Origin of the sequence: Pseudoglutamicibacter albus (assembly GCF_031458175.1) — a bacterium.
Lineage (GTDB): Bacteria > Actinomycetota > Actinomycetes > Actinomycetales > Micrococcaceae > Pseudoglutamicibacter > Pseudoglutamicibacter albus.
Genome location: NZ_JAVDXX010000001.1, coordinates 548,617 through 565,663, shown reverse-complemented (window position 1 = coordinate 565,663; position 17,047 = coordinate 548,617). Strand labels below are relative to the sequence as shown.

Sequence of the window (17,047 nt, the reverse complement as noted above, 5' to 3'; positions counted from 1 at the left end):
GGTACCTGTGGCTGTTGAAAAGGAGGAACGTCTGTGCAGGCTGTGAGTGCGGAAGCGTTGGCTGGTTGTTTTGTGAATGCGACGCGCCGTGAGGCTGCCGGTGCCGTACCTCCGTTCCCGTTGGCTGAGTATCACTGGGAGGCCATGGAGTTTCTAGGGTGGCGGGATCAGCGGGACCGCACGCGCGCCTACCTCGTTGTTGAGGTGGATGGGGTCTTGCGCGGTGCTGTGTTGAGGCCGACCCACACCCCTGGGGTTCATGGCGTGTGCGCGCTGTGTCGTGATGTGACCGAGCTGGCTGGTGTGCGAATGTTCTCGGCCCGGCGCGCCGGGGATGCTGGCCGTTCCGGTAACTCGGTTGCGACCCTGATCCACGAGGACTTCCATTGCAACGAGTACGCGCGGCGGCTACCGACCCCGATGGAGGGCGCGCTCGACCCTGAACTGTTCAGGTCCCAGCGAGTTGAGGCCCTACAGCAACGGTGCCTTGGGTTCATGCGCCGAATCACCGGCTGACACCCTGGTGCAGATTGGCGCGCTGCGGCTGGTTCGGTGGTTGCTGTGAATGGGCCCTTCTAGCCGCGTTCGCCGCTGTCGTGGCGTTGCATCGCCGCACGGGTCGCAGCCATGCACATGCCTGGCGCGTAGCCTTTCCGCTGGAGGTGGCTCACGATGCGGCGCATGACTTTCTCGCGTTCCTTACGGTCTGGCCCGTAGCGGTCCGGCGGGAGGTCGCTGTGTCCCAGGCGTTTGAGCGCAAGCTGTTCTGCTTGGGCTCGAAGGTCGTCACCGTCGAGCTGTTCAAGGGCCGCGGCGATGTGTTCTTCGCCGATCCCCTTGCGCCGCAGCTCTTGGGATAGGCGTGCTGATGCGTAACCTTTCGACCTGTTGCGGGATTCAACCCACGCGTGTGCGAACGCTTCATCATCGATCAGGCCGACTTCCTCGAAACGGTCCATGACGTGTGCGATGGCGTCATCTGGAAGCTCTTTGCGCCGGAGGTTCTCTTCGATTTCGTACCGTGAACGAGCCCGCGTTGAAAGCAAGCGCAACGCCGTCTCCCGGCACAGGCGTTCAGCCTGCTCGCTGGTCAATTCTTCGGCTGGTTCGGAGGCTTCCTCGTTGCTAGGGGGCTCGCCACCGGGTGCGTTGAGAGTCTCCCCTGCTTCGATGAGCTCGAGCACGTCATTCGGCAGGTCACCGAGCATCCACTCTGGAACCTCGGCGTCCGTGTTGAGCCATTCCGGCACCGGAGCCTCGGCCGTTCCCGCGTTGGTGTTCGCAGCTGCCCCGTTGGCGTATTTGGCGCTTGGCTCGTCTTCGTCGCTCTGTGTTCGGCCGAATGCGGGTGCCGAGCCGCCGGTCAGTGGCTGGTGTTCGCGTTCGCGGCGCTGTTCACGCAACGCTTTGAGTTGCCGTTGCAGCTGCTGGATCGACGCCGGCTTAGCTTTGCGCTTCTTTGAGCGGGCGGATTTCCCCAACGTCGAGCGGTTGTCCGAGCGAGTGGGCTTGGCGTCCACGTCGCTGTCTGCAGGTTGGCTGAGTGAGCTTGCCGGCACCAGGCCCAAAAGGTTTTGGAGGCGCTGGCGCTCGGCAAGCTTTTCGTCACTCAGTCCGGCAGGATTCTCTCCTGAGTTCCCGGACGTATCCGGGGTGTGGCTCATGCCTTAGGAACAGCCTTCAGGTTGGCTTCGTTCTCAGCTTCCGGATCCTCGTCAATGCCCAGCTTGATGCGGATCTGACGTTCCAGCTCATCGGCTAGATCCGGGTTGTCCTTCAAGAAGCGGCGTGCGTTCTCTTTACCCTGGCCCAGCTGATCGCCGTCATAGGTGTACCAGGCACCGGACTTCTTGACCAGGCTGTTCTCGACACCCATGTCCAGCAGTCCACCCTCACGGGAAATACCTTCACCATAGAGGATGTCAAACTCCGCCTGCTTGAACGGCGGAGCCATCTTGTTCTTCACGATCTTGGCACGTGTGCGGTTACCCACCGGGTTAGCGCCGTCCTTGAGGGTTTCGATGCGGCGAACATCAACACGGACCGAAGCATAGAACTTCAGCGCTTTACCACCCGTGGTGGTTTCTGGGGAACCGAAGAAGACACCGATCTTTTCACGCAGCTGGTTAATGAAGATTGCGGTCGTCTTGGTCTGGGCGAGGCGGCCGGTGATCTTACGCAGCGCCTGGGACATCAAGCGTGCCTGCAAACCAACGTGGGAGTCACCCATCTCACCTTCGATTTCCGCACGCGGAACAAGTGCCGCAACCGAGTCGATCACCACGATGTCGATCGTGCCCGAGGAGACGAGCATGTCCATGATCTCCAGGGCCTGCTCACCCGTGTCCGGTTGTGCAACCAGGAGAGCGTCCGTGTCCACACCGATCTTGGCGGCGTACACCGGGTCAAGTGCGTGCTCCGCGTCAATGAACGCGGCGATCCCGCCGTTGCGCTGCGCGTTAGCAACCGCGTGAAGCGCGACAGTGGTTTTACCGGAGGATTCCGGGCCGTAGATCTCCACGACGCGGCCGCGCGGCAAACCACCAATGCCAAGTGCGGCGTCGAGGGCGATCGAGCTGGTCGAGATCGTCTCAATCGGTGCCTTGGTCTCATCACCCAGGCGCATCACCGCGCCCTTACCGAACTGCCGGTCAATTTGGGCGAGAGCCTGATTCAGTGCTTTCTCGCGGTCCTGTGCTGCCATCTGAAGTCCTCTCGGATCTGTGTGTCACTGCCCGGGGCGGCCCGGGTAGCAACTGTGTGCTTGGGAAGCTCAATACTTGTGGTTAGGAAGCTAGTTATTCGTTGTGTAACTGTTTTTAGCCTAGGACGGGGGTCTGACAGTTTGTTCCTGACAGGCCCGCAATGTGCACAACTTCCGCCCATGTTCCGGCTGTGGATACCGTGAATAAGGATAACGGATTTCGAACACACATTCGAATACATCGAAGCGTGTCACTGACTCATGGCTTTCGCGTGAGAGGATCCTGGTATGCGTTTGAGCGATTTCCACCGGATGGTTACAGAAGAGTTCGGCGAGGCCGCCGGTGAGCACCTCATGCTCACGATGGCCCTGACCGAATGCGACGGTCTCACCGCCGCTGACGCCCTCGAGGCCGGCTTCGAACCGAAGACCGTATGGCTTGCTCTGTGCCGCGCCAAGGATGTTCCCGAGTCCCGCTGGCTGGGGCGCGACCTCCCCTTACGCGACACGCCCTGGGACGGCTAAAAGTCGGAACGGCTAACAAGCCAGAAAAGCTAACACTGGAGTGGTCAGTTCCGAACAACCAACAAACAGGTGAGGGCGGATCCGCAATGGATCCGCCCTCACCCGTGAATGTAAGTAGTGCTTAGGCCGAGGCACCTTTAGGCAGAAGTAACGGTGCCGAAGTCTTCTGGCAGGGCGTCTGGAACGGACACGCCGCCGTGTTCGTAGAACTCTGCAGGGATAGTGTCTGGCACGGAGCTGCCGTCGATCAGGCCCTCCATGAGCGCGATGCGCTGCGTGACTTCACGCAATACAACGGCGAGCGGAACTTCAAGTGCGGCCGCGATCGATGCTAGAAGCTCACTCGAGGCTTCCTTCTGGCCACGCTCTACCTCGGAGAGGTATCCGAGCGATACACGAGCCAAGTGGGATACTTCGCGAAGTGTGCGGCCCTGCTGCTGGCGGATCTGGCGAAGAACCTCGCCAATCTCTTGTCGCAGGACAACGGGGCGGCGAACTGCCTCAGTCTTTTTGGAAGGGTTGTCTTCCACGCCCGCCCAGCGGGTAATTCCGTTTACGTGGGTGGGCTGTCGGTTCATTGAAATCTCGCTTCTCCTTGCGGTTTGCATATCTTCAGCCATCTGAACTGTTCTTGAACCGCTTGCGTGGTGTGCTTGCGTGAACTACTCGTGTGAACTGCTCGAAAGAAGATCGGACATTAAGCGTAACCAGGTTCAGACCCTGTTTGTTCCCAAACGGCCTAATCATCAGGAAGTTGTCAGGAAGCAGCGAGGATACGTTCACCTTGCGCCAGCACGACATCCACGGTCGCGTTCCGCACCGCTGCGCGGTCCCCCTCCAGCTGCAACAGCTCATGCCCCTGAGCTTGAATCTCGGACCCAGCCTCGTTGAGAACCGCCCAACCGATATACACCGTCCCGGTCGCATGTCCTCCGTGGGGTTCAGGCCCTGCCACACCCGTGGTGGATACCCCGATGCGCGCCCCGCAGGCTCGCGCCGCACCCACCGCCATCTGCTCAGCGACCTCTGGGTGCACCGGGCCATGACGCTCCAAAAGGCCCGCATCCACACCCAAAACGTCACGTTTGACGCTCACCTGATAAGCGACCACCCCGCCCTGCAACACGGCGGAGGCACCCGGGACATCGGCGATGCGGCTGGCAACCAAACCAGCCGTCAGCGACTCCCCCGTAGCGATGCTCAGCCCGGCGCGCTCAAGCCCGCGCACCAGCGTTGTTGCGTCCCGCATCGTAGTCACCTTCCTCGCTGATCCACGCGCACGCTGTGACCACTACCGTTCACGGTTCTTATACAGCGCGGCGGCCTGGCGCACGTAGTCGATCGCGGACCACAGAGTCAATGCGGCGGCAATCAGCATGATCAGGAAACCGGCCCACCACACACCGTGCACAAAATGGGCGGTCGGCAACAGCAGGATGAACGTGCCCAGCATTTGCGCGACCGTCTTGATCTTCCCGCCCGGGCTCGCCGCGATCACACCGTATTTGATGACCCAGAACCGCATCACGGTCACACCGATCTCGCGCACCAGGATGATCGCGGTGATCCACCATGTCAGATCCCCCAGCACGCTCAAGCTGATGAGCGAAACCGCCATGAGCAGCTTGTCCGCAATCGGATCGGCGATCTTGCCGAAATCCGTCACAAGGTTCAGCCGGCGCGCAAGAGCACCGTCAAGCCAGTCGGTAAGGGTCGCGACCACGAACACCGCGACCGCCCACCAACGCCACGCGCCATAGTGCGCGGCATCCAGGACGATGAACACCACGAATACAGGGATCAGCAGAATCCGCATCCCGGTCAGGATGTTCGCGATGTTCCAGCTCGAAGCCTGCCCCGCGTGTGGGCCTGCCCCGGTTACCGGCCTGTCAGCGACCATGCGTCTTCGGACTCCTCGTCGTCATCGTCGTGCCACGTGTCCCCAGCGTATCCGCCGCCAGCACCGCCTGCACCTGCGCCCGCCCCTGCGCTCGATGCGGTGTTCTCCCCCGCTTCCGCCGCTTGAGTTGGTGCATGGTTATAGGCGGCTTCATCGGCTAGCGCCTGTTGCTGGGCATCCGGGGTCTCCGGCGCCGGTGTTCCGTTGATCGCGGCCACTACCTGCGGAAGGTCCTCAGGTTTGACCAGCACATCGCGGGCCTTGGAGCCTTCGGATGGGCCGACCACGCCGCGGGACTCCATGAGGTCCATGAGCCTACCGGCCTTCGCGAACCCGATGCGCAACTTACGCTGCAGCATCGAGGTCGAACCGAACTGCGAGGTCACCACGAGCTCGACAGCGCGCAGCAAGTCTTCGAGGTCATCACCGATGTCCGCGTCGATCTCACGCTTCTGGGTCTCCGGGACCACATCCTCGCGGTAGTGCGCGCTCAGCTGGCCCTTGACATGCTCAACGACCCTGTGGATCTCGGACTCTGTAACCCACGCGCCCTGGACACGAATCGGCTTGGACTTACCCATCGGCAAGAACAGAGCGTCACCCTGGCCCAGCAGCTTCTCTGCACCCGGCTGATCCAGCACCACACGGGAGTCGGTGACCGAGGAGGTAGCGAACGCCATACGCGAAGGCACGTTCGCCTTAATGAGGCCCGTGACAACATCCACCGACGGACGCTGGGTCGCCAACACGAGGTGGATACCCGCGGCACGAGCGAGCTGGGTGATACGCACAATCGAATCTTCAACATCGCGCGGGGCCACCATCATGAGGTCAGCGAGCTCATCGACAATCACCAACAGGTACGGATACGGCTTAATGACCCGCTTAGAACCGGCAGGCGGAGTCACCTTGCCTGCACGCACCGCCTTATTGAAGTCATCGACGTGTTTGAAACCGAAGTTCGCTAGATCGTCGTAACGGGTGTCCATCTCCTTCACAACCCACTGCAACGCCTCAGCAGCCTTCTTAGGGTTCGTGATAATCGGGGTGATCAGGTGCGGAACACCCTCATACGCGGTGAGCTCAACACGTTTAGGGTCAACCAGCACAAGCCGGACATCATCCGGGGTTGCCCGCATGAGCAAGGACACGATGAGCGAGTTGATGAACGAGGACTTACCAGCACCGGTGGCACCTGCCACGAGCATGTGAGGCATCTTCGCCATGTTCGCTACAACGAACCCGCCCTCAACATCCTTACCCACGCCCATGACCATCGGGTGATCAGTGCGGCGGGCCGCGTTGGAACGCAAAACATCGCCGAGGGATACGACTTCCTTATCCGTGTTCGGGATCTCAATACCGATCGCGGACTTACCCGGGATCGGCGAGAGGATGCGCACATCCGAGGAAGCCACGGCATAGGAGATGTTCTTCGACAGGTTCGTGACGCGCTCAACCTTGGTGCCCGGGGCGAGTTCGATCTCGTAGCGGGTCACAGTCGGGCCACGCGAGAAGCCCGTGACTTCAGCGTCGACCTTAAATTCGCGCAAGGTTTCCTGCAGCGCATGCACAACCTTGTCGTTGGCCTCAGACCGTTCCTTGGCCGGCGGGCCAGCCGGCAGGTATTCGCTCGGTGGCAGCGTGTACGCGACGTCCCCGGAGAGCTCGAGCTGTTCGGTGCGCTGCGGCAACGGCTCAGGCATGGGCCTCTCAGGCTGCGCAGTCGGTGCAACACTCGCACCTGCCGCTGGGGCACCGGTCATGTCGATGGCTTGCGTGCGCACGTCTGCATCGCCGCGGTTGATCACCGTGGTTGCGTCAGGATCAGCGTTCGCCGCATCGTGGTTCGCGGTGTTGTTCTCCTCGGAAGGGGTTCCTGCCCCACCGTGCTCCTCAACGTTATAGACACCGGCATCACGCATGAGCTTGGCGCGGCGCTTTTCATCCCGGGTAGGGCGACGCACGCCGGGAGGCGGGGTGATCGCCTCGGTCGCATCCGCCGAGCCGCCATTTGCCGCATCGGCTCCAGCGCCATCGGTTTCAGCGCCGTCGTGGATCACGGGGCTTTCGTAGGCCTCGCTCGAGTTTCCAGGCTCAACTGCCTCCGCATCGGCCTCGGCGTCTTTCTTACGCCCAAACAAAGACCTGCGGGACTTCTTACTCTTTCCAGCCTGCTTATTCTTCTCTTTTTCGCGGCGTTCAGCATCGTAGAGATAGGACTGATCGTGGCCGTCGCGGTCCCCACTCACATCATGTTCAGGGTCTTCATGACCGATCATGAGCAGCCGGTAGAGGCCCACAATCCGTTCAGGGACCTTCTTCACCGGGGTTCCCGTGATGATCAGCAGCGATAAGATGCCCACGAGGCACAAAACGACGACCGCGCCGCCCTCGGTGAGTAGCGCCGCGAGCGGTTCACCAACGAACCAGCCGACCCATCCCCCGCCAGCCCACAACATCTCGAACGGGCCATCAAGCTCCGGGCGGCCCGTCGTAACGTGAGCGATACCAGCGCCAGTGATCAGCGCGAGCAGGAAGCCGATGCTGATGCGGCCATTGACCGAGTGGTCGGTTGGGCGGCGGAACAACTGGATCGCGGAGATGAACAAAACCACCGGCAGGGCGACAGCCATGACGCCGAACAGCCCACCAACAGCGGCGTGGGTGTAGGTACCGAAAACAGGTACGGAACGCAGCCCCCACCATTCAACGAGCGCAACAATCAGCGCGAGTACCAGCCACGTGAGGGCTTTGCCGTCGCGCCGCGTCCCTGGCTCCAGTTGCACGGGTTCACCGAGCTGACGGACACCAGCGCCGATGATCCCGCCGAGGCTGGACCAGGCACGTTGGATGGCACGGAGCGGCGCGGGGATCTCACTGGATTCCGCGTTCAATTCCGTGGTTTCTTTGCTACCGGAGCGCTTGCTTCTGCTCTTTGAAGACGAGGAAGAACGCTGCGATCCGGGGGAAGTACGGGTCGCCATAGGTTCCAGGATACGCCGCAGGCGCTACAAGAGAGGCAACCGACACCGTTACCGGCCTAAGCAGCGCCTATACTTCGACGACCACGGGCACGATCATCGGACGGCGGCGTAGCTTACGCCCAACCCAGGAACCGATCACACGCCGCACGACCTGCTGCAGCTGATGCTGGGTGTGATCCGGCTTATCCCGCATCGCTTCTTCCAGCGCGGATGCAATCTTCGGTTTGATGACCTCGAACGTTTTCGCGGTCTCAGCAACACCGCGGACCACGATGTCTGGGCCCTGGATGATCTTCTGGGTCTTACGGTCCACAACGCTGATGACGGAGACGAAGCCTTCCTTGGACAAGACCATGCGGTCCTTGAGGTCGTCTTCGGTGACCATGCCCACGTGCGTCCCGTCCACATATACGTAGCTGACATCAAGCTGACCCGTGATGCTTGGAACGCCATCGGTAATGTCAACGACCGTTCCGTTGTTCGCCAGCAACAGGTTCTCTACCGGGACACCCGTGGCGTGAGCGAGTTTCGCGTTAGCGAGCTGATGCTTCGGCTCGCCGTGGACTGGCATCACGTGGCGCGGCTGAACCACGTTGTAGACCGTCAGGAGTTCACCGGCGTAGGCGTGGCCGGATACGTGCACATTCGCGTTGCCTTTGTGGATCACGTTGATCCCGCGATACTGCAAGGCGTTCATGAGGCGGAAGACCGAAGTCTCGTTACCTGGGATCAAAGAGGACGCGAGGATCACGGTGTCCCCGGAGTCCAGTGAGATCTTGTGATCCCCGCTGGCCATGCGGGACAGCGCCGCCATCGGTTCGCCCTGGGAACCGGTGCACATCAGCACGATCTGGTGGTCCGGGATCTTATCCACGTTCTTGAAATCGACTAGCATCCCTTCGGGGATATCGAGGTATCCCAGCTTGGATGCGATCGTCATGTTCCGCACCATCGAACGCCCCACCAGGCACAGCTTGCGGCCGGCCTTCGCGGCGGCGTTGACAACCTGCTGGACGCGGTGCACGTGCGATGCGAAAGAGGCGACGATCACGCGCTGATCGGCTTTGGCGATCGCGTTATCCAGCACCGGCTGAATGTTGCGTTCAGTTGGGGTATACCCCGGGACTTCCGCGTTGGTTGAGTCAGGGACCATGAGGTCCACACCCTCTTCACCCCAACGTCCGAAGGCCCGCAGGTCAGTCACACGCCCATCGAGCGGCAACGGGTCCATCTTGAAGTCACCGGTCTGGAACACGTTACCGGCCTTGGTACGCACCAGCACCGCCATCGAATCCGGGATCGAGTGGTTCACGGCCGCGAACTCGACCTCGAAAGGCCCGAACTGCTCGACATCGCCCTCACGGATCTGCAACGTGAACGGTTTGATGCGGTGTTCCTGCAGCTTCGCTTCAACGAGTGCGAGTGTGAGCTGCGAAGCCACCAACGGGATGTCTTGCTTGAGGCGCAACAGGTACGGGACAGCACCGATGTGGTCTTCGTGACCGTGAGTGATGACCACGGCGACCACGTCGTCGAGACGGTCCTCAATATGGGACATGTCAGGCAGGATCAGATCCACACCCGGCTGTTCTTCTTCCGGGAAGAGCACCCCACAGTCAACAATGAGTAGCTTGCCGTCCATTTCATAGACGGTCATGTTACGACCCACTTCGCCAACCCCACCGAGTGGGTAGACGCGAAGTGTTCCGTTAGGTAGTTGAGGCGGTGCTGAGACCTTCCGGTCGACGTCGAACGCGATGGTCGGTGTGTCAGTCATCCTGTTGATAAGCCTTTCTATAGATGTAGACCGCCCTCCGCGAGGTCTGCGAGTACGGGGGCGAGCTCAGCATCCGTAGGCTCCACGAGTGGGAGGCGGACGTGAGCGCTCGGCAGGACACCCTGCCGCTGAAGAACTGTTTTCGATGCCACGGCTCCTTGGAGATGGCTCATGATGCCACGCTGGAGCGGGTCGATGTCCGCGTGGGCTTTGCGTGCGGTCGCAAGATCACCGTTGGCGACCGCGTCGATCATGGTGCGGTATTGCGCAGCCGCGATGTGCGCGGTCACGGACACAAGCCCGATCGCACCGATCGCCAGCAACGGCAACGTCAGCCCGTCTTCACCCGAGTAGATGTCAAGGTCGGTGCGGGCGATGACCTTGGTGGTCTCCATGAGGTCGCCCTTGGCGTCTTTGAGGGCCACGATGTTGGGGTGCTTGGCCAGCGCTACGATCGTTTCGGTCTCGATGGGTTTCACGGAGCGGCCTGGGATGTCATAGAGCATCACGGGTAGGTCTACCGCATCGGCGATGGCTTCGAAGTGGGCTTGGATGCCTGCCTGGGATGGCTTGTTGTAGTACGGGGTCACCAGCAGCAGCCCGTCAACGCCGACCTCTTTCGCCATGCGGGAGAGGTTGATCGAGTGGCGGGTGTCGTTGGTTCCGGTGCCCGCCACGACAGCGGCGCGGTCCCCGACTTCCTCGACGACTGCCTTGAACATTTCGACGTTCTCTTCGTCAGTCAATGTCGAAGTTTCGCCCGTGGTTCCGGTCACGACCAGCCCGTCACAGCCGTCGTCAACAAGCTTTCGGGCCAGGGCGCGCGCGGCGTCAAGGTCGAGCTCACCGGTGGCCTTGAAGGGCGTCACCATTGCGGTCAGCAGTGTTCCGAAGCGTGGACGATCAGTGTGAAGTGCCATGGTTCCCAGGTTACCTGTCTGTGCTGTTTCGGGCTTGTTTACGAAGCGATATGGCGGTGCGCATGGATTCGCGGGCACGCCGGCGGTCCCCCGCCGCGTCGTATGCGAGCGCGAGCCGATGCCAGGACTGCCACCTCTCAGGATGTTCTTTGGCTTCTGCCGCGTATTTCTTGAAGTCTTCGTCTGCAGCTTCTTTAACGATGCGTCCCGACGGCATGCGCGGCAAGTCATCGCGTGGCAGTAGGCCTTGTTCTTCTAGTTCTTTGGCCATGGCCTCAGTCGTGGCGCCGAACGTGACCTCGCGTACAAGGATCCACACGCCGATGAGCGGGACCACGAGGATCGCGGCACCCAGCGCGATCCCGATCGGCTCGCCGGTCTGCCACAACCTCACCACGGACCCGAAGAACGCGATGAGATAGATGATGTAGACGGCCAGGATGATGCCGGTGAAGATTTTCGCTTTCATAGTGTTGCGCTGTACCTGCCTCTATGCGCCGAGGTCGAGGTAGCCTTCCAGCCCGTGGGTCAGCCCGGGCCGTTGCGCGACGGTGCGCAAGCCGAGCAGGACCCCGGACATGAAGGAGACACGGTCGAAAGAGTCGTGGCGGATCGTGAGCATCTCGCCTTCACCGCCCAGTAGCACCTCTTGATGAGCCACGAGGCCGCGTAGGCGCACCGCGTGGACATGAACGTCGTCAACCATGGCGCCACGCGCTCCGTGCGGATCGGTTTCTGTTGCATCGGGGCTTGGCGTCCGTCCGGCTTCAGCACGCGCTTGGGCGATCATGCGGGCCGTGCGGTCCGCGGTGCCGGAGGGCGCGTCGACCTTATCTGGGTGATGCATCTCGATCACTTCGACCGATTCGAAATACGGTGCCGCTTGAGCGGCGAACTGTGCGGCAAGCACGGCACCGAGCGCGAAGTTAGGGGCGATCAAAACCCCAACCTCCGGCTGATCTTCAAGCTGGGTGCGCACTGCGGCGAGGCGGTCGGCATCCCAGCCGGTAGCGCCAACAACCGCGTGAATCCCGTGTTCGATAGCGAACGCGACGTTATCGGCAGTCGCTGATGGAACGGACAGATCCACCATGTGGGTCGCGTTTGCCTCGAGCATCGCATCCAGCGAGTCCCCTCGCCCGATCTGTGCGACCGCCTCCATATCCGGTGCGTTCCCGATGGCCTCAACGGCTTGGGATCCCATGCGCCCGCGGGCGCCGATCACGGCTACGCGGAGAGGCGAGGTGGTCTGCGTGTCAGTCACGATGTGCTGCTCCAAAGTGAGGTTTTAGTGTTCTGATGCGATGCGGTATTTGAACTGTGCCGTTTCTAAACCGTGCCGTTCCTAAACCGTGGCCCTGCGGTCGAATGGGTCGAGTGAGAAGTCATCGCGCAGGATGCGTTCTGCCCAGGCCTTCGCTGAGTGCAGCGAGTGGTCTTTGAAGTTACCGCACGAGACTTCGGTGGTGCCTGGGACGTCTTCCCATTCGACGGTGTCGCGGATCGCTTCAAGTGAGGACTTGAGCGCGCGGGCCACTTCCTCGATGCTGGGGGTGTCCCACGTGATGAGGTGGAAGCCGGTGCGGCATCCGAATGGAGAGCAGTCGATGATCCCATCCAACCGGGTGCGTAGCAGGCCCGCCAGGAGGTGTTCGATGGTGTGTAGGCCAGCGGTGTCGATCGCCTCGTGGTTGGGTTGCAGCAAACGCAGGTCGAAGTTGGAGATGGTTCCGTTGCCTTCAGGACCGTGCTCTACCGCGATGAGACGTACATAGGGAGCCTTGACCGCGGTGTGGTCAAGCTCGAAGCTCTCGACGTTCGCCATGTTCTTTTCAGCCACAATTCCTCCTGACACGGTTGCCCGTGAAACCTAATTCTGCAGTTGTAAAGCGCAGTTGCCGTTAAGGTTACCGGGTGGCGGCGCCGCTGGCCCTCGTTACGTAATCAGGCTCAGTTACGTAATCAGGCTCAGTGACGTAACCGGGCGCAGTGGCGTCACCGGGCTCAGTTAGATCACCGGCCTGGCCGATGAAAGCCTCGGGCGCGAGGATCACGGCGGTTCGCGGTTGCGCGGCTAGACGGGCGGCGAGCGCCTTGACCTCATCGATGGTTACGGCCCGCAGTTTCTCGAGTGTTTCTTCGAGGGTTACGTAGTGGCCGGTCATGAGTTCAGCTCCTGCTAGGCGTGACATGCGTGGCCCGTGGTCCTCGCCGGTCAACACGGATTGGCCGGCGAGTGAGCCGACTGCCCAGTCGAGTTCGTCCTCGGTGATGCCGGCAGCGGCGATGAGGTCGAACTGCTCCCCTAAGACCGTGAGCGTGGTTTCGGCGTCTTCGGGCGCGCATCCGGCATACAGTGAGAAGAACCCGGTGTCTGAATAGCCGGCGGTCATCGCGAACGTTGAGTACGCGAGTCCGCGGCGTTCACGCACTTCCTGGAAGAGGCGTGAGGACATTCCCCCACCTAGCACCGTGGAGAGGATCGAGAGCGCAAAGCGGTTCTCTGAATCCGAGGGCAGGCCCGGAACGCCCAGGAACACTTGGGCTTGTTCGATGTCTTTATAGATGCGGAAAACACCGGACTGGGAGCCGGGCATTGCCCGTAGCTCCTCAACAGGCTCAGGGATACCGTCGTGGGTTGCCAGGGCCTGCGCGTCCACTTCTACCCCGTACACGCCGGTGCGGCGCGGCATCGGCGTGCGTTCGGTCTCTAGATCCCAGCCGCCGTCTTTGAGGGCCTGGGTAACCAACCGAACCACCTCATCGTGCTCTACCGCGCCCGCCGCCGTGATCACGAGCGTTTCCGGGGAGTAATACTTGTTGTAGTGGTCACGGAACTCTGCAACCTTGAGTTCGCGGATCTCGGCACGCGTACCGCCTACGGGGCGGGCCAATGGATGCTCGCCAAAGATGAGCCGAGAGAACTGCTCGTGGGCCATCGAGAGCGGGTCATCGGCATCCATCGCAAGCTCATCCAAGATGACCCCGCGCTCCCGTTCGGCTTCTTCGTGGTCCAGGAGGGGCTGGGTCACCATGTCAGAGATGACCTCGATCGCCATCGGCAGGTCCTCACCCAAAACGCGGGCGTGATAGCACGTGGTCTCCTTGGTGGTTGCGGCATTCGCTTCCCCACCCACGCGGTCAAAAGCCAAGGAAATATCGAAGGCCGAACGGGTCGGGGTGCCCTTGAACAACAGGTGTTCCAAGAAGTGTGTGGAACCGTATTGGCCTTCAGCCTCATCACGGGAACCCACGCCCACCCAGAAACCCACCGAAGCCGAAAGTGCCGCCGGCATGTGCTCCGTCAGAATCCGAACCCCTGAAGGCAAAACCGTGCGGCGAACCACCGAGCCGTCCTCATCCTGCCGCAGCGTCTGCTCAAGACGTTCAGGGGACGGGACCAACGGCAAATCTATCGGCACAACGAAATCCTTTCGCGCTAGGTTATATAGCTCAGCAAGCTATGCAACTCAGTAGGTTATACGACTCAGTGGGTTATACAGCACCGCGGCTGAGGTAGCTCAGTGGCCTTTGAAGGCTTCCGCGAGCCACCACGCCCCGGAGTCCGATGCGATCTTCGCGTCAATCACGAGCGGCGCTTGAGGATCGCTAGCGAGCCATTCGCGTACCGCCGCGAGGTCCTGGACCCTACGCACCGTAACCCCTTCGGCTCCGAAACCGCGGGCGATCGCCGCGATGTCGGTATCCGGGAACGTGACCGTGGACATGTCAGGTTCTGAACCGTCCGCGTTGAAGTGGTGGATCTCGGCTCCGTATGCAGCATCGTTATAGACGATGCACACAAGCGGAAGCCGCAACCGGACCGCTGTCTCAAGCTCCGCGATCGCCATATGGAATCCACCATCCCCGGTTCCCAGAACCGGCATCCGGTCCGGCCGGGCCAGCGCCGCGCCGATCGCGGTGCCCAGCCCCAGCCCGATCGCTTGGAAAGCCTGCGTGAAGCAGAACCCGTCGGCGTCCGGAACATCCAGAAACTGGCTCGGATACCCCATGAAGTTACCCGAATCGATGCTCACGATGCGTTCGGCCGGCAGGATCTTGTTGATTTCGATGGTCAACGTACGTGGGTCGATGCGCGCCAGTTCCCCGCTGCCGTGTACTTCTCCGCTGTCGCCTGCCTGCTCGCTGCCGGTTGATAGGTCACCGTCAGTGGACAGGTCGCTGTAGGGTTCGCTCGCCCACGAGCTGCGGGAAGCGATGAGTTCGCGGTTGGCTTGCGTCCGGTAGCCGGTGCGAGGTGCCGGGTGCTGTTCACGGATGTGCTCAAGCACATCGGCGGTGGTTTCGGCGGTGTCGCCGAGCACCCCGAGCGTAATGGGCCTGTTCCGCCCAAGCGCGGCGTCTTCACAATCGACCTGCACCACCGCCGCATCCGGGCTGATCAGGGTTCCGTGCCGCATGGTCCACATGTTCAGCGCGCACCCGAACCCCACAATGAGATCCGCGTTGCTGATGAGCTCGGCCGTCACAGGCGATGAGAATCCCCCGGAGATCCCGAGGTTGTAATCCTTGCCGTTGAAAAGCCCCTTCACAACCGCTGAGGTCGCCAACAGCGCACCCGTATGCTCCGCCAGTTGCGAGATCACACCACCTGCGTGCTTCGCGCCGCGCCCAGCAACGAACACAGGGCGCTGTGCCTGAATGATCAGCTCCGCGAGCGCGGCAACGCTCACCCGCGAAGGCCGCACAGGTTCCGCCCGATGTAGACGCTCAGCGGCTGGAACAGCGCGGGCCGGACCGGCTTGATCAGCGTACGCGGGCTGAACCTGAACATCCAACGGGAGGTTCAAAACCACCGTCCTGCGGTCATTGACCGCCGTGCGATAGGCGCGCACCACATCGTCCACCACCGTCTCAGCAGAATGAAGCCGCTCCGAGACCGCATACACCGACTCCGCTAGCCCATCCTGATCCATCGCGAAGTTCGAGCTCACAGCGCTCGCCGCGGACTCACCGGTCAGAACGATCATCGGGGTGCGGGACTTCGCGGCCTCACCGATCCCGGTGGTCGCGTTCGTCAGCCCACAGCCCTGATGCACGCTCAGCACCGAAACCTTGCCCGAAACACGGGCATACGCGTCCGCCATGTTCGCCGCCCCGCCCTCGTGACGGGCCGCGGTGAACGGGACCCCGTGGGCTTTCAACGCGTTCGTGACCACGAAATTACCGCTACCCACCACACCGAAAGCGTGCCCCACACCCAACTGGGCCAGCAGGGCTGCGACCTGTTCAGCGACGTTCATAACCACTTCTTCAATCTTCCAATGCCTTAGCGACGGCACCCAACCTCAGTGACGGCAGGGCCGAGTTCGCACCGGAGGCGTTACTTCGCCGTGCCTGTTTTACTTCTCAGCGCCTGTTTTACTTCTCAAGGAACGCGTAGACACGGCATGGGGAGCCGGTGCCGCCCACGATCGGTAGCGGGGCCACACAGATCATCGAGCCAGTTGTTGGTAGCTTCGCGAGGTTCTTCAACGACGTGATCCCGTATTTATCCGCACCCAGCAGATAGTAGTGCACCGGGAACGGCGGGTCCTGTTCCCCACCGCAGCCGGCATCGATCCCGACCGTCTCAACGCCCATACCCGAAATCGGTAGCTCATCCGCCATGTAGCGGGCGCATTCGACCGTGAAGCCTGGGGTGTGGGAACCGGCCCCGTCCGCGTTCAGGAACGCTTCCTCGCTGTGGTCGTGCTGATCCCAGCCGGTGCGGAACAAAAGCCACGCTCCTTCCGGGAACGCGCCGTGGCGCTCTTGCCACGCCTTCAAGTGCTCAACGTCGACCAAGAAATCAGGGTCAGCCTCAACCTCAGCGGTGAAATCCAAGACCACCGCCGGGCCAGTCAGCCGCGGCAGATCGATCTGGGATACGTCCTTACCCTCGCGGCCGCTGATCCAGTGGATCGGGGCATCCAAATGGGTTCCGATGTGCTCACCGGTACGGATGTTGTGGTGCTTCCAGAACGGGCCCGGCTCGTCATAGGCCGAGACTTGTTCGAGGCTGAAGTCATTCAGGTTCGGGAACGGGTCAGGCAACGTCAACGTCGGAGTCTCAGACGACAACGGCGCCGTAAGATCCACCATCTCTATCGAACCGGATGCCACCCCGGCCAAGAACGCCTCTACTGCAGACATCGCCCCTCCAGAATCCAATACAACTGCGCCGATGGTTAGTAATGCTTAGTTAAGAACGTTTGGTTAACAATGCTAACC

At 61.5% G+C, this 17,047-nt stretch carries 16 protein-coding genes; 2 read left to right on the top strand and 14 right to left on the bottom strand.

From position 1 onward, the window contains the following. Positions 1-33: 33 nt before the first annotated feature. A complete protein-coding gene (locus tag J2S67_RS02420) occupies positions 34-516 on the top strand; it encodes an FBP domain-containing protein (RefSeq protein ID WP_310245953.1) in 483 nt (160 codons plus the stop codon). A 59-nt stretch (positions 517-575) separates the two neighbouring features. On the opposite strand, the gene J2S67_RS02415 is transcribed toward J2S67_RS02420, so the two are convergent. After that, a complete protein-coding gene (locus tag J2S67_RS02415; RefSeq protein ID WP_310245950.1) occupies positions 576-1,664 on the bottom strand; it encodes a regulatory protein RecX in 1,089 nt (362 codons plus the stop codon). Continuing rightward, positions 1,661-2,704 (bottom strand): recombinase RecA, encoded by a 1,044-nt coding sequence (recA, locus tag J2S67_RS02410; protein WP_035756975.1) that lies wholly within the window; start codon positions 2,702-2,704, stop codon positions 1,661-1,663. Before recA ends, J2S67_RS02415 begins: the two co-directional genes overlap by 4 nt. Positions 2,705-2,992: 288 nt before the next feature. Here recA and J2S67_RS02405 point away from each other — a divergent pair, with 288 nt between their 5' ends. Next, positions 2,993-3,229 carry a DUF3046 domain-containing protein gene (locus J2S67_RS02405; RefSeq protein WP_035756972.1) on the top strand — a complete coding sequence of 79 codons (237 nt, stop codon included), beginning with the start codon at positions 2,993-2,995 and terminating at the stop codon, positions 3,227-3,229. Positions 3,230-3,366: 137 nt separating this feature from the next. On the opposite strand, the gene J2S67_RS02400 is transcribed toward J2S67_RS02405, so the two are convergent. The 12 genes from J2S67_RS02400 to J2S67_RS02345 all read right to left on the bottom strand — a co-directional run bounded on the left by J2S67_RS02400 (position 3,367) and on the right by J2S67_RS02345 (position 16,969). Further along, positions 3,367-3,807, bottom strand: coding sequence for a helix-turn-helix domain-containing protein (locus J2S67_RS02400; RefSeq protein ID WP_035756969.1), 441 nt, complete (start codon positions 3,805-3,807; stop codon positions 3,367-3,369). A gap of 179 nt (positions 3,808-3,986) precedes the next feature. Next, complete coding sequence (locus J2S67_RS02395; protein WP_310245941.1) at positions 3,987-4,478, bottom strand: CinA family protein; 492 nt, start codon at positions 4,476-4,478, stop codon at positions 3,987-3,989. Between the two features lie 42 nt (positions 4,479-4,520). Next, positions 4,521-5,129, bottom strand: coding sequence for a CDP-diacylglycerol--glycerol-3-phosphate 3-phosphatidyltransferase (gene pgsA, locus J2S67_RS02390; protein WP_310245939.1), 609 nt, complete (start codon positions 5,127-5,129; stop codon positions 4,521-4,523). Beyond that, positions 5,108-8,116: an FtsK/SpoIIIE family DNA translocase gene (locus J2S67_RS02385; protein WP_310245937.1), complete on the bottom strand. Its 3,009-nt coding sequence runs from the start codon at positions 8,114-8,116 to the stop codon at positions 5,108-5,110. Before J2S67_RS02385 ends, pgsA begins: the two co-directional genes overlap by 22 nt. A 67-nt stretch (positions 8,117-8,183) precedes the next feature. Beyond that, complete coding sequence (locus J2S67_RS02380) at positions 8,184-9,893, bottom strand: ribonuclease J (protein ID WP_310245934.1); 1,710 nt, start codon at positions 9,891-9,893, stop codon at positions 8,184-8,186. Between the two features lie 17 nt (positions 9,894-9,910). Beyond that, positions 9,911-10,813, bottom strand: coding sequence for a 4-hydroxy-tetrahydrodipicolinate synthase (dapA, locus tag J2S67_RS02375; protein WP_070490721.1), 903 nt, complete (start codon positions 10,811-10,813; stop codon positions 9,911-9,913). Positions 10,814-10,823: 10 nt separating this feature from the next. After that, positions 10,824-11,282, bottom strand: coding sequence for a hypothetical protein (locus J2S67_RS02370; protein WP_070490720.1), 459 nt, complete (start codon positions 11,280-11,282; stop codon positions 10,824-10,826). A gap of 21 nt (positions 11,283-11,303) precedes the next feature. Then, positions 11,304-12,077 carry a 4-hydroxy-tetrahydrodipicolinate reductase gene (gene dapB / locus J2S67_RS02365; RefSeq protein WP_310245929.1) on the bottom strand — a complete coding sequence of 258 codons (774 nt, stop codon included), beginning with the start codon at positions 12,075-12,077 and terminating at the stop codon, positions 11,304-11,306. 81 nt (positions 12,078-12,158) lie between these two features. Beyond that, complete coding sequence (locus J2S67_RS02360; protein WP_310245927.1) at positions 12,159-12,653, bottom strand: S-ribosylhomocysteine lyase; 495 nt, start codon at positions 12,651-12,653, stop codon at positions 12,159-12,161. A 67-nt stretch (positions 12,654-12,720) separates the two neighbouring features. Further along, complete coding sequence (locus tag J2S67_RS02355) at positions 12,721-14,223, bottom strand: M16 family metallopeptidase (RefSeq protein ID WP_310248672.1); 1,503 nt, start codon at positions 14,221-14,223, stop codon at positions 12,721-12,723. A gap of 111 nt (positions 14,224-14,334) precedes the next feature. Beyond that, the gene (locus J2S67_RS02350; protein WP_310245924.1) at positions 14,335-16,077 is read right to left on the bottom strand and encodes a thiamine pyrophosphate-binding protein; all 1,743 of its coding nucleotides are present in this window, start codon (positions 16,075-16,077) and stop codon (positions 14,335-14,337) included. Between the two features lie 118 nt (positions 16,078-16,195). Then, entirely contained in the window at positions 16,196-16,969 is a 774-nt protein-coding gene (locus J2S67_RS02345; RefSeq protein ID WP_310245922.1) for a cyclase family protein, read from the bottom strand. Positions 16,970-17,047: the final 78 nt, after the last annotated feature.